The organism is Bradyrhizobium sp. ORS 278, assembly GCF_000026145.1.
In the GTDB taxonomy this organism is placed as follows: domain Bacteria; phylum Pseudomonadota; class Alphaproteobacteria; order Rhizobiales; family Xanthobacteraceae; genus Bradyrhizobium.
In genome coordinates this window covers 1365057-1385157 of sequence record NC_009445.1, presented here as the reverse complement: position 1 = coordinate 1385157, position 20101 = coordinate 1365057, and the positions used below count along the sequence as shown (strand labels likewise).

Genomic DNA, 20101 nt, shown 5'->3' with positions numbered 1-20101 from the left:
TTTCATTAGAACAACTACAAACCTGCCGCGGCGCCAGCTAAGCCAGCTCCGCCAGGCCGTGCGCGCCGCCACGCGAGCGCAAGCCGCTGACCCTCGATGATCTGATCGGCCGACATCTTGAACGCGACAGCGTTGCGAATTCGCAGGTAAGGGTCGCGCTGGCGTAGCGGCGCGGCGGCAGCTGCGAGGCTCAGCCATTTGTAGGCCAGGACGTGATCCTGGATCACGCCGTGCCCCTTGTCATAGCTCAGCCCGAGCAGGTGCTGCGCCGCCGGCTCACCGCTCTCCGCCGCCCCGCCATACAGCTCGACGGCCGCCTCATACGACTGCGGAACGCCGAAGCCGTTGTCGTACATGTAGCCCAGCGCCGTCATGGCGCGCGGATGTCCGCGCTCCGCCAGCGGCGCGAGCAGGGCCGCGGCACGGACATAATCCCCCCGCGCGAACGCCGTGTATCCGTCTCCACGTGGCCGGGCATCGGCCGTCGTCATGCCGAGACACAGCGCCAGGACGGCAACGAAGAACGTGGAGCGCCCCCTCATCGGCTGGCCCGCTGCGCCTGGAGCGCGCTGGTTGACACCGGCTTGATCGTTCCGCGCAGCTTCGAGCGCAGCTCCTCGGCGACGTAATGCGCATCGGTGCCGTCACGGATGATCTGCGGACGGATGAAGATGATCAGCTCGGTGCGTCCTCGGCTGCGGTCGTTGTTGCTGAACAGATCTCCAAAGCCCGGAATCTGGTCGACGCCCGGCAAGCCGGTACGCGTGCCCTGATGAGTTTCGCTGATGAGGCCGGCCAGCAGCACGGTCTGACCGCTGGCTACCGCAACCGAGCTCTTGACCTTGCGTTGCGCCACCGTCGGCGTCAGGCTGTTGGCAGTCTGCGGCGAAACGTTGCTGATTTCCTGCTCGATCTCCAGCCGGACATTGCCGTTCTCGTTCACCCGCGGCGCGACCCGCAGGATGATTCCGGTGTTGCGGTAGTCGATCGTATTCACGACCGTGTTGTTGGTCGTCAGCACCGTGGCGCTGCCGGTCGAGACCGGCACCTGATCGCCGACCTGCAACGTCGCCGCCTGGTTGTCGATCACCACCAGCGAGGGATTGGACAGCACCTTCACATCGGTGACCGTATGCAGGGCGCTCAGGATCGCGCTCGGCTGCGATTCCGATCCGATCAGGAAATTGAAACCCGGGAAGGCGCGGCTCAGAAACGCGTTGGTGATCGTTCCCGCCGCCGACGCCACGGTCGCCGGTGCCGAGGTCGATGTGGTGTTGAGGAGCGAGCCCTGATCGGGCCGCAAGCCGAGATTCTTGCTGGTCAGATAGGCCTGCACGCCATAGGTCAGATTGTCATTGAGGGTGACCTCGGCGATCGTGGCATCGATCGCGACCTGGAGCTGCGGCCGGTCGCACTGGCGCAGCGTGGCTTCGATGATGCGGTAGTTCTCCCGGTCGGCGTAGATCAGCAGCGTGTTGTTGACCACGTCGGGCGTGATGCGCACGCCATCCATCAGCGGCTTGCCGCCGGCGGAGGACGCGCGCGCCTCAGAGCCGCCATCGAGGCCGACCTGTGTCGGCGGCGGCGTGCCATTGAAGCCGCGATTGGCAACCACGCCGATGTTGGCCTGAGACGCGCCCGAGAAGCCGGTGGACGCTGTCGTTCCGGCGGCCGACAGCCGCTCGCTGCTCGAGCTCGACGAAGATCCAGATCCCGGGGCGAGGTCCGTCGACGACGCGTCGGCGACCGCGCTGGAATTGCCCGTGAACATCTCGTTCAGCACCCGCGCCATCTGCCGCGCCTCGCCGTATTTGACGCGGTAGACATGAACGCTGTTGCGCAGCGTGCTGCCGGTATCCAGCCGCTTGATCCAGGTCTCCGCGGTACGCAGCAGTGCGGGCTTGCGGCTGATCACCATGACAGCGTTCATGCGGTTGACCGCTTGGAATTTGACCATGTTCTGGCCGAGGCCGCTGTCGCCCGTATCCATGATCTTCTCGAGCTCGGCGACGATCGGTTCCGGATTGCCGTTCTCGATCGGAAAGATCCCGACAGATTGACCGCGCATCCAGTCCGCATCGAAGCTCAGCGCCGCATCGGCGGCGGTTCGCCGCTCGGCCCCTGTTCCCTGGATCAGCAGGACGTTGCGCCCCGGATCCGCCCGCACGGTGCCGGGCTTGAGCGCAAAGCTGTCGAGCAGCTTCAACAGCGTCGGCGCGGAGACGTATTGCAGCGGAAGCATCGTGATGCCGTAGCCGGGCTCCGCCGTCGCGCCGGGCGCGTCCACATTGCCCGCGCCGACCGCCTCGCCCAACGGGATCAGACGATAGCCGGAATTGTCGCGCACCAGGGCTGTCCCGGCCAGGCGCAGCGCATTCTCGAGCACGTAGACCACGTCCGACTTCGGCACCGGACGCACCGACGACAGGCTCACGGTTCCCTGGATCCGCGGATCGATCGTATAGCCCACACCGAGCACGTCGCCGAGCACGACCTTGGCGACCGTCGCAATCGGCGTATTCTCGAAATTCAGCTCGAAGCCGTTGCCGACGGCCTGCGAATGGGCGGCCACCTGCTGCACCGGAAGCGTGGCTGCCGGTGCCTCCGCGCGCGCGTCTCTGGGATCGTCAGTGCCGCCATAGATTTCCGCCCTGGCGCGCCGCGCGGCCGGCGATTGCTCCGGCATGACCTGCCTCGGATAGCGCGGAGAAAGATCGAGGCGCCCAACCTTGTCGAGCACGTCGTCACCGCGATTGTCGTTGCCGAGCGTCGCAGGGTTGCACCCCCCGAGCGCCAACGCCAGCCAGGTCAGCGTCGCGAGTGTGCGAAATCGCAGCCAACCCGGGCCCATCTCAGCTAAATCACTCACTCGTCCGCCCACCCGATCTACCGATGACGTCCTGCATTGCGACTCCGGGACGAGATGCCCTGACGTTCGTCCCGGATCGTTGCTTGCCTAGCGAGGAATGGCCGCTGCTTGCAGACAGCGGCCCCTCTTTGCCCGTTACCAGAGCCAGCCGACACCCGCGAGGATGCGGTCGGACATCGCACCGGTCGCGCTGTGGTCGATGACCTTGGTGTAGTTGATCTTGTAGACCAGGCTCGGGTTGGGGAAGATGGCGAGGCCGACATCGTGGAACGTCATGTCGCCGCTTCCGGTGAGATTGTTCAGTCCATTGGTCAGATCGGAGCCGAGCATGCCCGACGTCTGGAAGTTCTGCCGGGTGTAGCGATAGAACGGCACGATGTCGTAGTCGTTCGGGGCTCTGAAGTGATAGGCGATCTCGCCTGAATAGCCCCACATGCTCTTGCCGACATTGTTCGCGTCGTCGAGATCGTTGTTGGCTCTCAGATTCTCGGGGTTGGAGAAATGCACATAGGCATATTCGCCGCGCAGCTCCAGTCCGGTGTTCGGGACGCGATATCGGGCCTCGGTGTTGAAGATCGTCATTGCGTTTCTGCCGAGCGGCGTCTCCGTGCCATCCGGCTGGGTGGCGTAGGCGCCGCGTGGTGTCACGTTCGGCGAATAGTAGATCGCCGAGCTCCCGGCGAAGCCGGGAAGGAACGACGGCGTGTAGCTGAGACGCAGCGTATACGCGAGCTCGTTGCTCATCTGCCGGAAGTCGCCGACCGGGGCCTTCGCCAACGCGAGCGCCTCGCCACCGGTGATGCCGCCCGCATAGCCTCCGGATATGATGTGCCCGTTGTCGCCGCGGTGATCGAAATCGTCGCCGAAGTCCTCGGCGCTCTGGCTGACCTGGAATTGATAGTTCAAGCCGTCGACGATCTTGCCGTAGAAGCCGGCCGAGGGAGCGTACCAGGTCGTCGGGATCAGACCGTTGGCGAGCTCGGGCCGCTGCACGCTGTAGAACAGCGTCGGCTCATGATACAGGTTGGTGAACGAGATCGGGATCAGGTCGATACCCGGCGAGCGCAAGGTGAAGTGATCGTTGAACTTGACGTCGAAGAAGGCCTGCTCGACCTCGACGGCGCCATGCAGCTTGTCGTCATTGTCGAACGCAGTACCGCCATGCTCCCATTCCAATTCGGCATTGAAGGTGATGTAGTCGTTGACCTGATAGGTCGGCAGCAGCACCAGACGCGCCATATCGAAGCCGTTCTGCCACTGGCCGTTGGCCGCGGGATTCTGCTGCGAACCGAGCTTGATCTCACCATACATGCCGATCCGCATCCCCGGCACCGGCGATGGCGCCGCGCCGAACAGGTCCTTATTAGACGCGGGCGGAGGAGCCTTCAAATCGGCTGCCGGCAGAAACTTCGGCTTGGGGTCCGAATCGGCGAACGCCGCCGCCAGCCGGGATGCCGGAGTTGACGACTGCGGTGCATCGGCGGTCTTTGGCTTGGCGGCATCGACGTCCTTGGAATCCGCGAGCGCCATGGCATTGCCGACCGACTTCGACATGGACGGCGCATTGTCGGACGCCTTCATCGCGCCGCCGCGCAGATCCTTGGCGCCCGTCAACGCAACGGCACCTGACGGCGCCCTGGACGCCAGCGACGCGGACTGCCCGACGCCGGCAGGCTTTTTCGCCTTCGCATCCTTGAGCTCGACCTGAAGCGTGTTGATACGCTGCTCCATGGACTCGATCTTCGCCATCAGCGCCTTGACCGCAGCGCTGTCCGCGGATCGCGACGATCCGTCGTCGGCGGCCTGTGCCGCCGCGCTCAGCGCCAGCGTCGACACTGCGGCAAGCAGATACGATGGCAGCGCGCTGCGGCTCCGAAGCGAACGGTTGCTCCTCCCGACACTCGGAGCGCCGTGGTGTGAAGACGCGAAGCGATCCGCGCTTCTCCCGACACAGCTAATCAAGACCATCAGTAGAACCTCCCCATGATGATGCGCGGAAGAGCATCCCCTTCATCCGCACAGCCGTGAAAATCGAACTCGCACGCAACTGCGAGCCATTCGCGCTAGAAGCATGCGATGTCGATACTTGGGCTCGCCGACGATGCTGGCGTGTCAGCACTTTGGCGGCGGCCTTTGCGCGACGGCGGCGCGCCAGCCTCGATTGCGCCCGCGGATGGCGCTTTCGATTTTGCTAAGTTATTTGAGTTGCTAATAATTATCTTCGATCGAGGGGCCGAGCGCGCGGCGCGGATGCCGCGGCCGCCCGGGCCTGCAAATACGCGGCTTTGGCCCCGGACAAACGACGACGCCACACTTTGTCAGCGATGGCCGCAGTCCGCGAGAAATTGCGGTCGGGGAATGGCACGGCGGAGCCGAGACGCTGAAATCTCGCAAAAATGCAAAGCGAAAGCGCGGAAGATTGCGGCGATACGTCGCTTCGCTTGCTGCATCGAGCGGCGTCTGGACGCCTACAAATACCTGCCGACATCGATCATGGCAGGCGCGTCTGGGATCGCATCGGGCTTTTAAAGAGATTCTAAGGGAGCTCACGACGACCCAAGGCGGCAACTTTCGAAATGTAAACAAATCAGTTGGCGACGATTTTCAATGACCAGGCTTCTTGTTGTCTGTCCCATCATATCGCCGCATTGCGTGACCCTATTGTCAATCGATTAGCCTGGTCGAGGCTGACCTTCGCCGGGATTTCTCGCAAATCCGCAGCGTCAGCTGCCGGGCATTGATCGCGACGAGCAGCGTTCGTCGTTTTTCTCGACGGACCAGACCGCCTCTCTTTGTGAGAGACGAAAAGGTGAGAACGCGAGGGTGAAACGAATGCGCCATGTCGTCGCCGCTGTGATCGGAGAGGCACCATGAACGCTGTCCATCGGCTGGAGTCGGCGGTCGCGCCGTTGCAGAACGTGCTTGGTCAGCTGACCGAGACGATCCTGCGCGACGCCGGCATTGTCAGTCGTCTGTCCGACCACCAGCTCGCCGGCGGACAATGCTTTTCTTTCCATCAGCACGAACTGGAAGACCTGCCCGGCGTCACCCACAACACGTTTGATGCGGATGGTCCTGTCTGGCTCGCGGTCGAGCGGCTGATCGCCGTCGATCCGCCCGAGATCGAGCCCGACCTGACGATGTGGATCGTTGTGCCGTCGGACCCGGATCGTCGTCCGCTGGTTCGACAACGTGTGACGATCACCGTGCCGACCGGGGAGAAGGACCGGCTGATCGCAGCAGGCCACGCGCGCGCCGAACATTGCACATTGGCCGACGAGTCCTCCACCTTTGCCGGGCTCTGGACCATTCGTTTGCACCTCGAACAGCGCCCGGATGTCGTCGAGCGTCTGGAACGCTACCTCGCCGGATCCTGGACGATCTGGGCGACCGCCGAACGGCCCCGCCGCCGGACCATCGCGCTGCATCAGCGGCTGTGCGAGCTGGCCAAGGCAACGAGCGCTGGGCGCATCGATTCGAGTTGCGAGATCGTGTGGGGGATCGGGGTCTCCCGTTGGCGGCGCCACGGGGGCGACTTGGAGCTCCCTCTGCTCGAACGTCTCGTCGAGATCGAACTGCTCGACAACGCCGACTCCGAGATCAGGATCCGACCGCGCATGGTTGCGGCGACGGCCAATCTCAAGGCGTTCGAGCTCCTCACGCCGGCAGCCAGGCTTGCGGGCCACACGGCCGAGCAGCTGCTCGAGCGCGGCGCCGAGCTGTCGCCGTTCCAACCCGCGAGCTTCGAGCCCATTCTCAGCGCGATCGGCTCACAGCTGGATCCGCACGGAATCTACTGCCCGACGATGCCGGACTCGGCCCTGCTGCTGCCCGAGGAAAGCGAGCAATTGGTCGTCTCCGACCGATGGGTCATCTTCGCACGGCCGCGTTCCGACGCCCTGTTGCTGCGTGACATCAAGCGCCTGAAACGCGCGCTGGATTACATGCCCGGCAATGAGGGCTGCCTGGCCGCAATGACCCATCTGCTGCTTGGGGCATCGGATCATGATCTCAATGACGGCGCACGGCGGCGACTCTCCGGCGTCATCGGTGATCCGATAGACATCGCGCCCGCGGCGCAGATGGCCGCCGATCGCGGCGATCTGTTTTTCCCGCTGCCGACGAACTCGGACCAGATGGAGATGGTGCGCCAGCTTCAGAGGTCGGACGGACTTGTGGTCAAGGGCGCAGATGCGGCCGACCGCACCGCCGCCATCGCCAACGTTGTCTGTCACCATCTCGCGCTGGGGCTGCGCGTGCTCGTCGTGTCTCGCAACGAGCTGGCGCTGTCGCTCCTCGCCGACAAACTGCCTTTCGCTGTCCGCGAGCTGACGGTCGACCTGACGGGCTCCGACAAGGACGTGCTGAAGCACGCGGAGAGCGTGGTCAACAGGCTGCTCTCCATCATCGATACGACCGAGCTGCATGATCAGGCCGAGCACGTCAATCAGCTCGAGCGCGACATCCTCGCGACCAGCCACGAGATCGCCGGCCTTGATGAAGAGGTCGCTGACATCGCCGGCAGCATGATGCTGCGCTCCGAGGGAGCGGCCCTGCCACTCGAGGCGCTGGCCGGCTTGATCGCCGATCGAGACGCGTACGCCTGGTTCGCCGATCGGCCGCGGCGATTTTTGAGCGAGACGGATCTGATCGTTGCGGCGGTCGATCAGGCCCGGGCCGCGCGGATCCGACTCGCTGACGATCTCCGCTATGTCGATGCCCCCCTGCCGGACATGGCGAGCGTGCCCGAGGCCGCGGCGCTGGCGCGTCTGCACCGGGATCTGCAGCCGGTCGCGCCGCACACTCAAGACGACAGCGGCGACCGCCGGCTGGCCGGCGCAGCGGTCGAGATGCTCGCGCCGGACGGCGCGGACAGACTCGCGGACGATCTCGAGGCGCTGGCCGCCGCGCATCAGGTGATTGCCGACGAGCCGTGGCTTGCAAGATTGTCGCCGATCGGCGCGCTGTCCCGCGAGATCGGCGTCGAGAGCGGCATCCTGATCGATTTTGCCCGCGACGCGTCGTCCATGTTGTCGCGACGGGCCGACTTCCTCGTGAGGCCCGTGGACGTGCCCGAGGACGCGTTTGCCAGCGAGGAGCTCATGAGAGCGGTCGAGCGGCTGGCGGCCGGCGAAAGGCGCTTCGCGCCGTTCTCGCTCTCCGGACGCGCGTTGAAGCAGACGCTGGACACGATCAAGGTGGCCGGCTTCCCGGCCAATGGCGCCGCCGATTGGGCGCATGTCCGCGATCATCTCACATGGCGGCGCCACCTGCATTCGCTCGACGTGCGATGGCGGTCGCTGGCAGCGGAGATCGGCGTGCCCTCTCCGGCGCAGGATTCCCTGCATGGGCTCACGGGCTACGACCGCATCGTCAGGAGCGTCGAGGTCGCACTCGTCACCGCGACGCTGGCCAAGCGCAATGTGCTATCCGCCGCGTCGAAGCTGTCGCTGGCGGACGGCGAGATCGCCCGCTTGATGGACGACGGCCGCCGAATGACTGCGCTGGCGTCTACGATCAGGCGCATCGCCGCTCGCGTCGGAACGCAGCGCAAGGAGCTCACGCGGCTGAACGCGTTGTTTCAAGACTGCGGTGCGATCAAGGTCCGGGTCGACGCCGAGGTGCTGTCACAGATCGGCCGCGACGACGTCGAGGCACAAGACCTCGAGTCGCGCTGGAGTGCCGTTCGCAGCTGGTTGCAGCGCCTGCACGAGCGTCGCCAGGACATCGAGCTGATCAACGAGGTCCATCAGGCGATCGCCGAAGCCGGAGCGGATGCATTCGCCGGGCGGATCAAGACCGAGCCCGCGACCGCTGACGGCGATCCGGTGTTGCTCGCGGACTGGGTGATGGCCTGGAATTGGGCGGTGCTGATGCGACAGACCGAAGGCCTCGGTCAACAGCAATTGCTGCAGGATCTGTCCGACCGGCGCGTGGCCTTGGAGGCCGGTCTGCGCAAGCTGTTCGAGCAGGTCGTCGTGGCGCGAATGCATCTCGCACTGGCCCAGAACGCCAGCAGCGCCGTTCGGCAGTCGTTTACGAGGTTCATGACAGCCTGGCGAAAGATCGCCGCGACCTGCTCCGGCCCCAGTGCGTTTCAGCTGCGCCAGGTGGCCCGCGAAGCTCTCGAAAACTGCCACGACGGCATTCCATGCCAGCTGATGCCGGCATGGCGCGTCGCCGAGCAGTTGCCGGCGCGACTGAGCGCCTTCGATCTTGTCGTTATCGATGACGCCGCGCAATCAGACTTGCGCGAGCTCACCGTCCTGCTCCGAGGACGCAAGGTTCTCGCCGTGACCGAGGACCGGACGGCTGACGAGATGATTGGGCAAGGCCATGGCGCCGCGGGCCCTGTCGTGCCGACCGCTCTCGGCGGCGTTCCGGCCTTCATTCGCCAGCTCATGCCGCCCAAGGTTGCGCTTTGCGAGCTCCTCGATCTGTTGTTCCCCGGCCGGACGATCCGGCTTCGCGAGCATGCGCGCCGTGACGAACCTGTCGCGCTGCCGATGGCGAGCTCATCGCAACCCTTCACGCGCCTGCAGCCATCGGCTTACGGTGGACATGCTGATGCGTCCGGTGGCGTGACGGCTGACATTCCGCCGGACTCGTCCCTGGTGGTGCGGCCCGCCTATTCGCTGGAGGACGAGATCGCCACGGTGGCGGAGAACCTGTCGCTCGCAAGACACAGCGCCCCGTCCGTCATGCCGGTGCTTGGCCCAGCGCCCGACTGGCTGCGCGGCGCGGCGAGCTCCTCCGGCGCATCTTCGCCGGCTTTGATCGAAACAGGTACCGCCACGACGGCTGCGGAGAGACAGCCGGGGGCACATGCGCCGCCGGCGCTGGACGACGCCGCGGGAACATTCGTCGTCGCTCCCGCCGATGAGAGTGAAAAGCCGGCGAGGAATTCGCGGGTCCGAGCCAGGCGGGCGCAGAGTGACCAGATCATCAAGCATCCGGCGCTCGCGGAGCGCGCACGCGCCGTCCAAGACGATCTCATCACACCGCCGCGCGGCTCGCTGCGGCGATACGTCATGGCCGCAGCGGCGGTCGTCGCGATGGCCATCGTCGGCGCGTCGATCTCCTGGCCACCGGCGGCAAGCCGGCTCGCCGCAGCGTGGCACACGGTCACGACCCAGGTCGCGGTCGCGTGGAATGCGGGCTCTCCCGCAGCGGCGCTGCCGGCCGAGCCGGGGCCGCACAAGGTCGCCGCCGAACGGATGACACCGGACGTCAGGACCACGGCTGCCAACGCCACCACGACCGGGAGCGCGGCCGAGCCGATCATCTCCCATGCCGTGCTGTACCAGGAGGATCCGCAGGATCCGCTCGGCAAGCGCTTTCTCGGAAAGGTGACCTGGCGGGTCGAGCGTGCCGCAGGCAGCGTACCGGCGTCGATCAAAGGCGATGTCGAGATCGACCGACAGATGAAGGCCACGTTATCGCTGCGGCCGAACAAGGAGGCCGACATGCCGGCGAGCCACATCATGGAGGTCAAATTCAACTGGCCCGATGACCCGAGCCACGCCGGCGTCGATTCGTTGAAGGGCGTCAGCATGAAGGCCAAGGAGGCCGGCCGCGGCTCGGCGCTATCCACCTTGACGGCGAAGGTCACGCCGGAGTTCTTCATGATCGCGTTGTCGGCCAATGAGGTCGACAAGACCCGCAATGTCCTGCTGCTGAAAGGCAAGGAGTGGATCGATATCCCGATCGTGTACAACGGCGGCAGCCGCGCCGTGCTGGCGATCGAGAAGGGAGCGGACGGTGAGCGCGCATTCGCGGATGCGTTCACCGCCTGGGGACAATGAAGCAACGGCGAGGCCGATCCACAATGGCTCGCGCGCAATGACAAGCCTCGACGTCCTCAAGCCGCCGCACACCGGAGTGTCCGAGGCCGGCGAGACAGCGCTGGGCACGGTCACCTATCCGGTGCCTTGCGAGCGGTGCGGCCGCGTCGTACGCGTCGCGCTGAACGCGTTGCGCGGCCCGAGCTTCCATCATCTCGCCGAGCAGGCGTCGTGTCCGGAGATCCAGCAGCGACGAAGCAATGGCGACGGCGGCCTGCTGCTGATGATGTGCGGCCCGTTGAAGCAATCGCTTGCAAACCTTTGCGAGGCCGCGGACGTCGAGGCCACCATTCCAGGCGCCGGAGGGTCGCCCCGGGTCGTCTGCAGCATTCCCGGCGTGTCGATCGCTCAATACGAACCGGATGAGGCGCGGCGACGCGCCGAGATCTGGCAGGCCCACGGGCTCGACAAGCTGGCCGGCCGGCTCCGCAAGGCTGCTGCTACCGCGGAGCGCGGTCCGCGGCTCTGGACCCGCGTCGCCGCAGGTCTCGGTGCATCGCTGCTCGCGGCCGCCGGTCTGTGGTTCGTCCTCGCGCGAGAGCCCGCTTCGGCGCCATCGTCACAGCCGAAAACGGCCGAACTGTCCGAACCACTGCCAGATCGCGCGAAGATCGAACCTCCGCCCTCGCCCGTCGCCGGCCTCCAGCCCGTAGCGACCGCGACGGCCCCCGATCCGCGCCCGTCAGCAGACGCGTCCGCGGACGCCGTGACCAGCGAGACGCCGCCGACTCAAGTCCAAACCCAAGTCCAAGCTCAAGTCCAAGCTCAGGTCCAACCTCAAGTCGAACCTCAAGTGCAAGCTCGAGCCGAAGCCCAAGTCCAAAGCGATACGCGCGTCGCGGACGCGACACCTGCCGTCGCACCGCCAGCTCCAAGTGCTGAAGCGGCCAACATTCGCTTGCCTGACGTCGTCATGATCCCGGGCGGCACGTTCACCATGGGCGGTTCGGAAACGTCCGAGCTGCCGGCTCACCGCGTCGCGATCAAGCCGTTCGCGCTCGGCAAATACCCGGTCACGCTTGGCGAATGGAAGGAATGCGTCGCCGACAAGGCGTGCACTGACGTCACGAGTGGTCCGGATGACAATCCGGTCACCAATGTCAGCTACGACGATGCCAGGGACTATCTCGGTTGGCTCTCGCGGAAAATCGGAAAGCCGTTCCGGCTTCCCACCGAGGCCGAATGGGAATATGCCGCGCGCGGCGGGGCGGCCACGAAATTCTGGTGGGGTGATCAGATGCGCCCCGGCATGGCCAACTGCAACCGCTGCAACGAGGCCGATGCGCCGCCGCAGTTGATGAAGGTCGGAAGCTTTCCAGCCAATCCGTTCGGCCTGTACGACATGGGCGGCGGCGTCGACCAATGGGTTGCCGACAGCTGGCACAAATCCTATCAGGGCGCGCCGTCCGATGGCTCGGCCTGGATAGACGAGCAGAGCTTCCTCCATGTCATCCGCTCGGGCTCGTGGAAGAACGATGCGAGCTATGCCCGCAGCGGCAGCCGCGATCGCTATGATGGGCGGGTGAGATATCCGACGCACGGCTTCCGCGTCGCTCTGTCGCTATGACCGCGGATCGCCCGCGACCACCGGCGCCCGCCGCATCAGTTTAGTTCGATTCTGATCGGCAAGCGCGTCGCGCGGCCTGCCGGAACCTCAATTTTGCCTTGCTGTCGTCGGTGTATCGATTTGCGACACCGTCCAATATTGCCATGCCTGATCGTCAGCATTTTGTGAGTCGGGGAGTTATGAAAAGTGTGAGCTCCGCGCACGCCGCGCCGCCGTCCGGTCGCCCGTTCTGGCGATGTTTGTATCATGCGTCGATCGCGGCTTTCGCCTTCGCCGTTGCGATCATGCTGGCGCCGAGCGACGCAGCGGCGCAGGCCAGGACGGCTCCCAAGGACGCGTACCTCTACATCATCTCCCCGGACGACGGCGACACCGTGAAGAGCCCATTCTGGTGCCGCTTCGGCCTGCGCAACATGGGCGTGACGCATGCCGGCGACAGCTTTTCCAACACCGGTCATCATCACCTTCTGATCGATTCCAACGAACCGATCAGCCCCGGTGAGCCGATTCCTCAGGACAGAAAGCATCTTCACTATGGCGGCGGTGAGACTGAGGCCTTGATCGATCTCCCTCCAGGCAAGCATACGCTCCAGCTCGTGATGGGCGACGGCATGCACTTCAACTTCGATCCGCCGCTCGTATCGAAGAAGATCACAATCACAGTCAGGGACAGCTCGGAGCGACACAGCCGGAGCGCCGAGCGGGGCCACCGTCGGACAAAACATGTTCACGAGCGCCCGGCCGAGGCGTCGGCGGCCGAGACAACGCCGCCCGACCCGTCAAAGTCGGCGAGCGCTGTCGATTTCTTCAAAGGCTTGTTTTCGGGGGCGAAGTAACGATGGGATCACGATCGCTGAGATGATCGACAGGCGAATGACTGCCGGTCTCCCGATCGTCGGGTCAGCGTCCCGCGAAATCCTCTCGGCAGATGCGCGCGGCGTCGGCCTGGAGCTGCTGGCGCAGCGCCTCCCCGAAGCTCAGCTGCTCCTGGCGCATCTTCTCGCGGGCGAGGTGAAACTCGGCGAGCATGACGGCGACATCCTGCCGACCATCGGCGAGGGCTTGCAGCCGCGACTCGGACCGGGTCTGAAACTCGCTGAACATCTGATTGACGTCCGAGACGATCCGCGTGACATCGGCGCACAGCCGGTCCTTCAGCGCGAGATGGTTCTGCCGGCGTTCGTCCGATATGCGTCCGAGATAGGTTTCCGTATCCGCAAGCGCCTCGAGCCGCTCGACCGCTCGCGCGGCAATCTCGGCGGCCGAGCGCGCGTCCGCTTCGCGCTTGGCGGCCAGCCGCTCCGCATTCCAGTTCGCACGGGCCTGGCGCTGCGTGACCGCAGCCCTGGCGCGCGTCCTGCTCAGCCTTCTGATTGCAGCGGATCTCGTCATGTCGATGCTCCTCTGTTCTCCGCGCCCGTGATCGGTACCTCGACGGCTTGTTCTATTTGATTTGCGACCGTGCGCTCGCGACGATCGATTCCAGATTGATGAGCCGGCCGGGCGGCCCGAGCAGCGTGCGAAGATGGTCGGGCCGCTGCGCCGCCAATTCGCCGACGGTGCGGATATTGAGCCGCCGCAGCTTCGCCTTCAGGGCCGGCCCGAGCGCGCGCAACTCATCGATATCGCGGCTCGACGCGAGCGATCGGACGAAGCCGTGCTTGATCTCGGCAGGACGAGGCCGGGGCGGCGTGGCCGTCTCGGGTTTCGGATCGGCCGCAGCGGGCGTGACGGAGGCGGCGGCAGGTTTTGCGGCCGGTGGAGGCGGCTTGTCGGCTCTCGCTTGCTCGGCGCCGGCCCGCGACGCGGCAGGCTTCCTGGCAGCCGCAGCGCGTAGCGGCTTCACCGGCGCTGTCGCGATGGCCTGCGCCGCGCCGGCCGAACTTGCGGCATGGCGCCGGCGCGCGCGCCGGAGATCATCGATCTTGCGCAGAGCCGCCTCGGAACGGGCCGTCAGTTGCTTGAGGTGCCGGGCATCGCCCTGACCGCCTGCTGGTTTGCCCGGGGTTGCGCGTACGGTGGTCGCGCCCTGCCCCGATGGCGAGGGCTTGGCTGGTTTCGCGGATTTCTTCGGCGACGGCGCCAGGGCACCTGCCGGCTGACGACGGCGCGCGGCGCGCTCCGCCCTGAGACTTCCGAGATAGTCCCGAACCTCGCCCTTGATCTCGGCCCAGCTTCTGCCTGCACCGGACTGATCCGAACCACTCATGTCGAAAGCCATGTCTTGACTGACTTGAAGGGACCGACCCTGAGGCTGCCGAGAAATTCCCGGCGCCTCAGGATCAGGATCGTTGTCACGCCGCCGAAGGCTGCGCGGTGAGGCCGATCGCCTCGGCATATTTCAGCCAGGTCTCGACCGACGCGATCACGACGCGGGCCTCGATGGCGATCAGCTCGATACCAACCAGCGCGACACGGACGAACGCATCGATCACAACGCCCTTGTCGAGGACACGATCGATCACTTCGGCGATGCTGCTGGATGCAATGCTCTTCTCAATAGCCACGGACTTACCTCATGCGTTTCTGCGGTTGTGGTGTCGCATCCAGGATTTTCCCGATGCATCTGCCCTTCGATCTGAACCGAAGTCACAAATCGAATTACTAGGGTTATTACAGATCTGTTCTAATAATTAGTTTAAATTACTGGATGAGCGACAAGTATTGTCTAGTAAAATCAAGTATTCAATTCTTGAAATGCCCGCACCTGGCCGCAGGCGCAAATCGCCCGGCCCACGCACGGTGATCATGGCATGGCCGGCAGCCGAGACACGCTGCGCCATCTTGATCCGACTCGAATGATCGGCGAGGCGGCTAAATTCTTCACTCGTCAATCCTGCTGCTTAGGCATCAGGACCGCTGTACTTAGGTGTATGTAAGGACGTCCAACTCACAGATAGATCACTGATCCCCGGGGTATGACGCGTGGGGTTTGCGACATCGCGCTAACGCCACGCGCCGGCGCAGCGCGTGCTGACAACCGCCCTTCGCAACAACTCAGCGCCGCGTCCTGCGCAGATCCGGAGTCCGCTTCGCCGCGCCGCCGGTGGCCGAAGGCCGCTCGTCGAGATGCGACGACAGCTCGCTGCTGATCGCCGAGCTGATGTCGAGAAACTCGTCGGTCAGCTTCCGCATCGCCGCCAGGCTGTCGTTGAACGTCTTGACCACGTCCTCGTCCTGATCGCCGAGTTGGCCCGACAGCAGGCCTTCCAGCGAATTGAAGCGATCCTCGATCGCCGAGGTGAATCCGCTCATCAGCTTGAGCACGGTCGTCATGGATGGCGACAACGGATGCGCATAGGCGCCCGCTTCGACCGGGCCGGCGACCGTCACGGCCGCCGATTTGGTGCTGTCCAGCCGGTCGCCGAAGGACTTGAGCTCGTCCCTGACGGTGCTCATCGAGCTTTCGATCCGGGCCTCGCATTCCAGCATCGTCTCGACAAACGCCGTGCCGATGTCCTCCGAACGCGTACCGGCCGGCAGCTGCTCGATCCTGCCCGCGATGGCCTGAAGCTTGCGATCGAACTCGGCGAACCGGCTCAGCACGGCCGCGAGGTCGTGCGAGAGCTGCTCGATCGCGGCGCCGCCGTCGTGCCGGCTCTGATTGTCCTGCGCCACGACATCAGCCGCCGAGGCCATGGCATGCTGTGTTCGGACCAGCGCCGAATCGGCGAATTGCGACAGCAGCCTGATCTTGTCATAGAGAGGCTGGACGTCGATCTCGATCGCCTGCCGCGCAACAGCCGTCCGCGGCCAGACCTGCTCGCGCGTTTCCAGTCCGTCATAGATCCGATCGAGGCGGAGCACGATATCGTCGAGCCGGCTCCCGACCTCCGAGGACTCATGGCCTGCGGCGACAGGGTGCAGCGTTGTTCCCGGCGATGACCAGCGGGTGAGCTCCTGGCGTCCGGCAACGGCGCTTTCGACGCCTGCTTGCAGGCGCTCAATCGCATCGCATATCTCCGCCAATTCGCGGCGGCCCGACGGAATGGCGTGAACGCCAGCCATCACCTCGCGCACGCTGCCTTGCGCCACGCCAGTGGCGAAGTCCTTGAAGTCCGCGAACTGCCGCGCCATCGCGGCCATCGCGCTTTCGAACTGCCCGGCGCGATCGGTCGTCTTGACCGCGTCGATCCGTGACGACATCTCCGTCAGATGGCGGATGATTTCGAGCCGCAGACCGATCAGGTTGGGCTGAAGCTCGGAGGTCGCGGACGACAGCATGGTCCGCACCTCGGCCAAGCCGCGATGAATGGTCTCGGACACATCTTCGAGACGATCGAGCATCTCGTCGAGCCGCCCGCTCAATCCGGCGGCGGCGCCGAACGGAGCGTGGGGCATCGCGCCACCGCCCGAGGTCAGCGTGACCTCGCGTAGCAGCGGATATTTGGCGATTGCCGTGTTCGCGCCGATCCCGAGATCACCGGTTGCGCCTGGCCTCTGATCATCGCCGGCAAGATAGAGTATCCGCGTCACCTGCACCGACAGTTCGCCGAGGCGGCTATCGATCCGCGCCACGTCCGCCTGCCCCGCAAGATGCTGCACGTGGCGCCCGAAAGCCTGCGGCATGCCGGACATGGTCTCGGCCAGGCTTGTCACCTGTCGCGAGACATCCGTCAGCATGCGGGCCTGCGCCTGGCTGAGAGATTGGACACCGTCCTTGATCGGCTGCACGGCACTGTCGACCGCGTTCGCACGGCCTGCCAGCTCAGCGACCGCGGTGTGGACCAATTGCAGCCTGTCGATGATCTGATCGACGCGGCCGGCAAAGGCCGACTGATCACGCCTCAGGTTCTCGACGAGGCCATCGAGCTGATGTGGCAGCTGGTCGTCGAGGCGGTCGAGCACGATGTCGAGCCGGCTGCCGACATCGGCCAGCTGCGGGCCGAGGGCCATCGCGAATGCGGGTTGGGCATCGGATGGTCTGGCCTGCCCCTCGCTCACGGCCGCTCGGGCCGCGAGGATCGCATTCATGAGCCGGGTGACCGCTTCGTCCGTCTGCCGCTCCAGCCCGCCGACCAGCCTGGAGCAGTTGGTGACGACGTCCGACGCGCTGGTGGTGACCTTGTCTTCGACGCGCAACGCAAGCGCCTGCATGTCCGCCTGCAGCGCGGTCGTTGCGACATCATGGGCCCGGAGCAGACCGGCGATCTCGTCGACCGCCTGCGCAACGCCGTCGACTGCGGCAAACCGCTGATCGATCCGCGCCAACCCCCCGTCGAACGCCGCGCGGCCGTCGTCGATCCGCGCGGCGAGACGCTCATCGACCAGGCGGACCTCATCCTTGACCGCGCTGGCCACCCGTTCCTGTTGGGTCAGCGCCTTGCCGAGCTCGCCAGCCATGTCGGCGACGCCGCGCGATGTGAGACCGAGCTGTTGCTCGACCAGCCCAAGCAGATGCGTGATCTGCCCGAGCGTCTGCTCGATCGTGTGCAGCCGCATGCGATTCACGTCGTCATCCGGGGAGCCGCCGAGACGTTCGGCAAGCTCACCAAGGCGACCTTGAATGGTCTGTGCCGCGGCGAGCATCGGCTGCAGTTGCGCCGACGACAGCCGATCCAGCGTCTGCGCCTGCTCGGCGACACCAGCGGCAAGCCCTGCGAGCCTGCGCAACGCCTCCGCGACATGGTCGCCGAGCTCCTGGCTCATGCTGTCGACCCGGGCTTCCGACAGCCGCCGGCTGTCGGCGAGGTCGCGCGACAGCAGAGCGAGCTCCTGAGACAGCCTGTCGAAGCGCGGGACGATCTCGATCTGCTCGAGGAACGCCCGGTTCTGCTCCAGAGAGTGCGCGATCCGCGACGACGTCGCGTCGACGGCGTTGAGGCCGTCCGAGACGCAGGTCAGGCTGCCCTCGATCCGCGACAGCAGGTTGAGGAACGCCGATTCCGATCCGGCGCGCGACTCCATCGCCCGGGCCGACAGCCGCTCACATTTGGCATCGCTGTCGGCGATGATGGCTCCGACCGCGTGCTCCTGCGCCTCGGTGGCGCGGACGACCTGCTGGCCGAGCAGCCGAACGGCCTCGCTGGTCGACGCGCCCTGTTGCAGGAGCTGCGTCAGCTCGCCGGCGATATCGAGGCGCTGCAGCAATTCGTCCTGCACGCGGGCGAGCCGCTCGCGGCTGTCGGCCAGCGACGCCGACTGCGCCTCGGACAGCCGTTGCAAGGTGCGGCCGGTCTCGACGAGCGAGCCATCAAGTCCCACCGTGCGCTGCTCGACGGAGGCGATCTGGACCTCGATGTTCTCCAGCTGCTTGGCCACGACGAGGTGGGTCTCCGACGCACTCTCCTGCTGGGTCTTGCTGGCGCGCTCGACCAGCTCGGCGAGCGACGCATGATGACGGATCGAATCGTCGCGCAGCAGCTGCAGGCCATCGATGATGACGGCGTCCGTCTTGACCCGGGAGCTGACCGCATCGAGCTGCGCTCCGATATGCGACAGCACCGAATAGAGATTGGCCATGTCGTCCGCGCTCGGCAGCGGCAGCTTGGTCGCGTCCTTCTGCAGAAGCGCGCGCTGCAGCTCGGAGAGCCTGTGGTCGAGCGTTGCCGTGGTCGCGAGCTGCGAAACGGAGCCGCCGAGCTCCGTGATGCGGCCGTCCAGCGGCTCGACGCGCCGCGCCACGCCGCGCAGATCGCTCAAGACCGGCTCCATCGCGCCCGCGATCGATCCCTTGGTGCGCTCGACGATGGTCTCGACCGCGGACGCAGCCTGGCTCGCGACCAGGCCCCGCATGTCGCGCAGGCCATCCACCACGAGTTGATTCGCCTGCCGGACCGCACCGTCGAGCACGCCGACATCCTCGCGCGTGGCCTTTGATCCCAGGCTCTCGCGAATCTTCGCAAGCTCGGTCACGGTCTGCTCGCGGATATCGATGACGGTCTCCTTGAGCTCCGCGGCCGCAGCCTTCACCGCTTCCGCTTCGCGTGTGCCGGCGGCGTTGCGGATCTGGACGATGCTCTCGGACATCTCGGCCAGGCGATCGAGGATCGCGCCGGTCGGACGCACCTGGGAGGCCACGGAATTCACGGCCGACCTGACTTCCGCGAGGCCGGCGCCGTTCTCCTTCAATTCCACGCCCGCACAGGTGACGGCGCGCGCGAGATTCTCCAGCTCGGCCACCAGCCGCGGATCCTTGCCGATGGATTTGAGCAGCGCATTGGCGCGCTCCTCGAACCGCGCAACCACGTTCTCGAACATCACGGGCGCGAGCCGGACCGTTTCGACCTCGGCCACGTTCGCCTCGCGCATCCGATCGAGCTTGCCCTTCTCGGCATCGAAGGTCTTCTGGATGTCGGTGAACGCGCGCGACAGCTGCCCGCTGTTCTCGTTCAGATCCTCGGCCAGCTTCGATGTCGCATGCGCAATTCCCGTCAGCTCCGCCTTCGCGGTGCGTGCCACGGTGCGCACCGCCTGCGTCACTTCTTCAATGGCGTGGATGCTGACGACATAATGCCCGATCATGATCTGGCTCTGCACGACATCCCGCGTCAGGTCGGTGATATCGCGCAGGATGCCGGCGGTCTCCGGCGGCTGCGCAGCGCCGCCGCTCTTGCGAACCTCGCGCAGATAGTCGACCAGGCGCCGCAGCGGAAGGTGCAGATTCCGCTGCAACGCGAACCAGGCCAGCGCGCTCTGCGCCAACAGTGCAACGATGATTCCGGCCCCGAAAGGCATCTGATCGGAGTAGCCGGCCTTGGCCACGATCGGCGAAACCAGGATCAGCAGGCAGGACACGGCGATCGGCATGACGACCAGCTGCAGCGACAGCTGACCAAGACTGTCGGTCTTCTTGTCGATTTGAAGCATCATCGATCGTCC

Annotated in this window: 10 protein-coding genes; 3 read left to right on the top strand and 7 right to left on the bottom strand. The window is 65.5% G+C overall.

Annotation, left to right across the window (positions count from 1 at the left end; genetic code table 11):
* Positions 1 to 14: 14 nt before the first annotated feature.
* The 3 genes from BRADO_RS06055 to BRADO_RS06045 all read right to left on the bottom strand — a co-directional run bounded on the left by BRADO_RS06055 (position 15) and on the right by BRADO_RS06045 (position 4705).
* On the bottom strand, positions 15 to 542 hold the full coding sequence (locus BRADO_RS06055) for a tetratricopeptide repeat protein (RefSeq protein WP_011924428.1): 528 nt from the start codon (positions 540 to 542) through the stop codon (positions 15 to 17).
* Entirely contained in the window at positions 539 to 2851 is a 2313-nt protein-coding gene (gene gspD, locus BRADO_RS06050; RefSeq protein ID WP_371259360.1) for a type II secretion system secretin GspD, read from the bottom strand. The genes BRADO_RS06055 and gspD overlap by 4 nt, the downstream gene beginning before the upstream one ends.
* 153 nt (positions 2852 to 3004) lie before the next feature.
* A complete protein-coding gene (locus BRADO_RS06045; RefSeq protein WP_011924426.1) occupies positions 3005 to 4705 on the bottom strand; it encodes a porin in 1701 nt (566 codons plus the stop codon).
* A gap of 1034 nt (positions 4706 to 5739) precedes the next feature.
* Here BRADO_RS06045 and BRADO_RS06040 point away from each other — a divergent pair.
* From BRADO_RS06040 to BRADO_RS06030, 3 genes are all read left to right on the top strand, one after another.
* Entirely contained in the window at positions 5740 to 10674 is a 4935-nt protein-coding gene (locus BRADO_RS06040) for a helicase (protein WP_011924425.1), read from the top strand.
* Positions 10675 to 10711: 37 nt separating this feature from the next.
* Positions 10712 to 12280, top strand: coding sequence for a formylglycine-generating enzyme family protein (locus tag BRADO_RS06035; protein WP_157872523.1), 1569 nt, complete (start codon positions 10712 to 10714; stop codon positions 12278 to 12280).
* A gap of 284 nt (positions 12281 to 12564) precedes the next feature.
* On the top strand, positions 12565 to 13116 hold the full coding sequence (locus tag BRADO_RS06030; RefSeq protein WP_011924423.1) for a DUF4399 domain-containing protein: 552 nt from the start codon (positions 12565 to 12567) through the stop codon (positions 13114 to 13116).
* Positions 13117 to 13180: 64 nt separating this feature from the next.
* On the opposite strand, the gene BRADO_RS06025 is transcribed toward BRADO_RS06030, so the two are convergent.
* The 4 genes from BRADO_RS06025 to BRADO_RS06010 all read right to left on the bottom strand — a co-directional run bounded on the left by BRADO_RS06025 (position 13181) and on the right by BRADO_RS06010 (position 20092).
* Positions 13181 to 13672 (bottom strand): hypothetical protein, encoded by a 492-nt coding sequence (locus BRADO_RS06025; protein ID WP_011924422.1) that lies wholly within the window; start codon positions 13670 to 13672, stop codon positions 13181 to 13183.
* A 52-nt stretch (positions 13673 to 13724) separates the two neighbouring features.
* On the bottom strand, positions 13725 to 14489 hold the full coding sequence (locus BRADO_RS06020; protein ID WP_011924421.1) for a hypothetical protein: 765 nt from the start codon (positions 14487 to 14489) through the stop codon (positions 13725 to 13727).
* A gap of 85 nt (positions 14490 to 14574) precedes the next feature.
* Positions 14575 to 14787 carry a gas vesicle structural protein GvpA gene (gene gvpA / locus BRADO_RS06015; protein WP_011924420.1) on the bottom strand — a complete coding sequence of 71 codons (213 nt, stop codon included), beginning with the start codon at positions 14785 to 14787 and terminating at the stop codon, positions 14575 to 14577.
* Positions 14788 to 15277: 490 nt separating this feature from the next.
* Entirely contained in the window at positions 15278 to 20092 is a 4815-nt protein-coding gene (locus BRADO_RS06010; protein ID WP_011924419.1) for a hypothetical protein, read from the bottom strand.
* Between the last annotated feature and the right edge of the window lie 9 nt (positions 20093 to 20101).

What these genes read in the sequence shown, in the direction of transcription:
- BRADO_RS06055 (WP_011924428.1), bottom strand. Translation starts at nt 542, where the DNA reads ATGAGGGGGCGCTCCACGTTCTTCGTTGCCGTCCTGGCGCTGTGTCTC.
- gspD (WP_371259360.1), bottom strand. Translation starts at nt 2,851, where the DNA reads ATGGGCCCGGGTTGGCTGCGATTTCGCACACTCGCGACGCTGACCTGG.
- BRADO_RS06040 (WP_011924425.1), top strand. Translation starts at nt 5,740, where the DNA reads ATGAACGCTGTCCATCGGCTGGAGTCGGCGGTCGCGCCGTTGCAGAAC.
- BRADO_RS06035 (WP_157872523.1), top strand. Translation starts at nt 10,712, where the DNA reads ATGACAAGCCTCGACGTCCTCAAGCCGCCGCACACCGGAGTGTCCGAG.
- BRADO_RS06030 (WP_011924423.1), top strand. Translation starts at nt 12,565, where the DNA reads ATGCTGGCGCCGAGCGACGCAGCGGCGCAGGCCAGGACGGCTCCCAAG.
- BRADO_RS06025 (WP_011924422.1), bottom strand. Translation starts at nt 13,672, where the DNA reads ATGACGAGATCCGCTGCAATCAGAAGGCTGAGCAGGACGCGCGCCAGG.
- BRADO_RS06020 (WP_011924421.1), bottom strand. Translation starts at nt 14,489, where the DNA reads ATGAGTGGTTCGGATCAGTCCGGTGCAGGCAGAAGCTGGGCCGAGATC.
- BRADO_RS06010 (WP_011924419.1), bottom strand. Translation starts at nt 20,092, where the DNA reads ATGATGCTTCAAATCGACAAGAAGACCGACAGTCTTGGTCAGCTGTCG.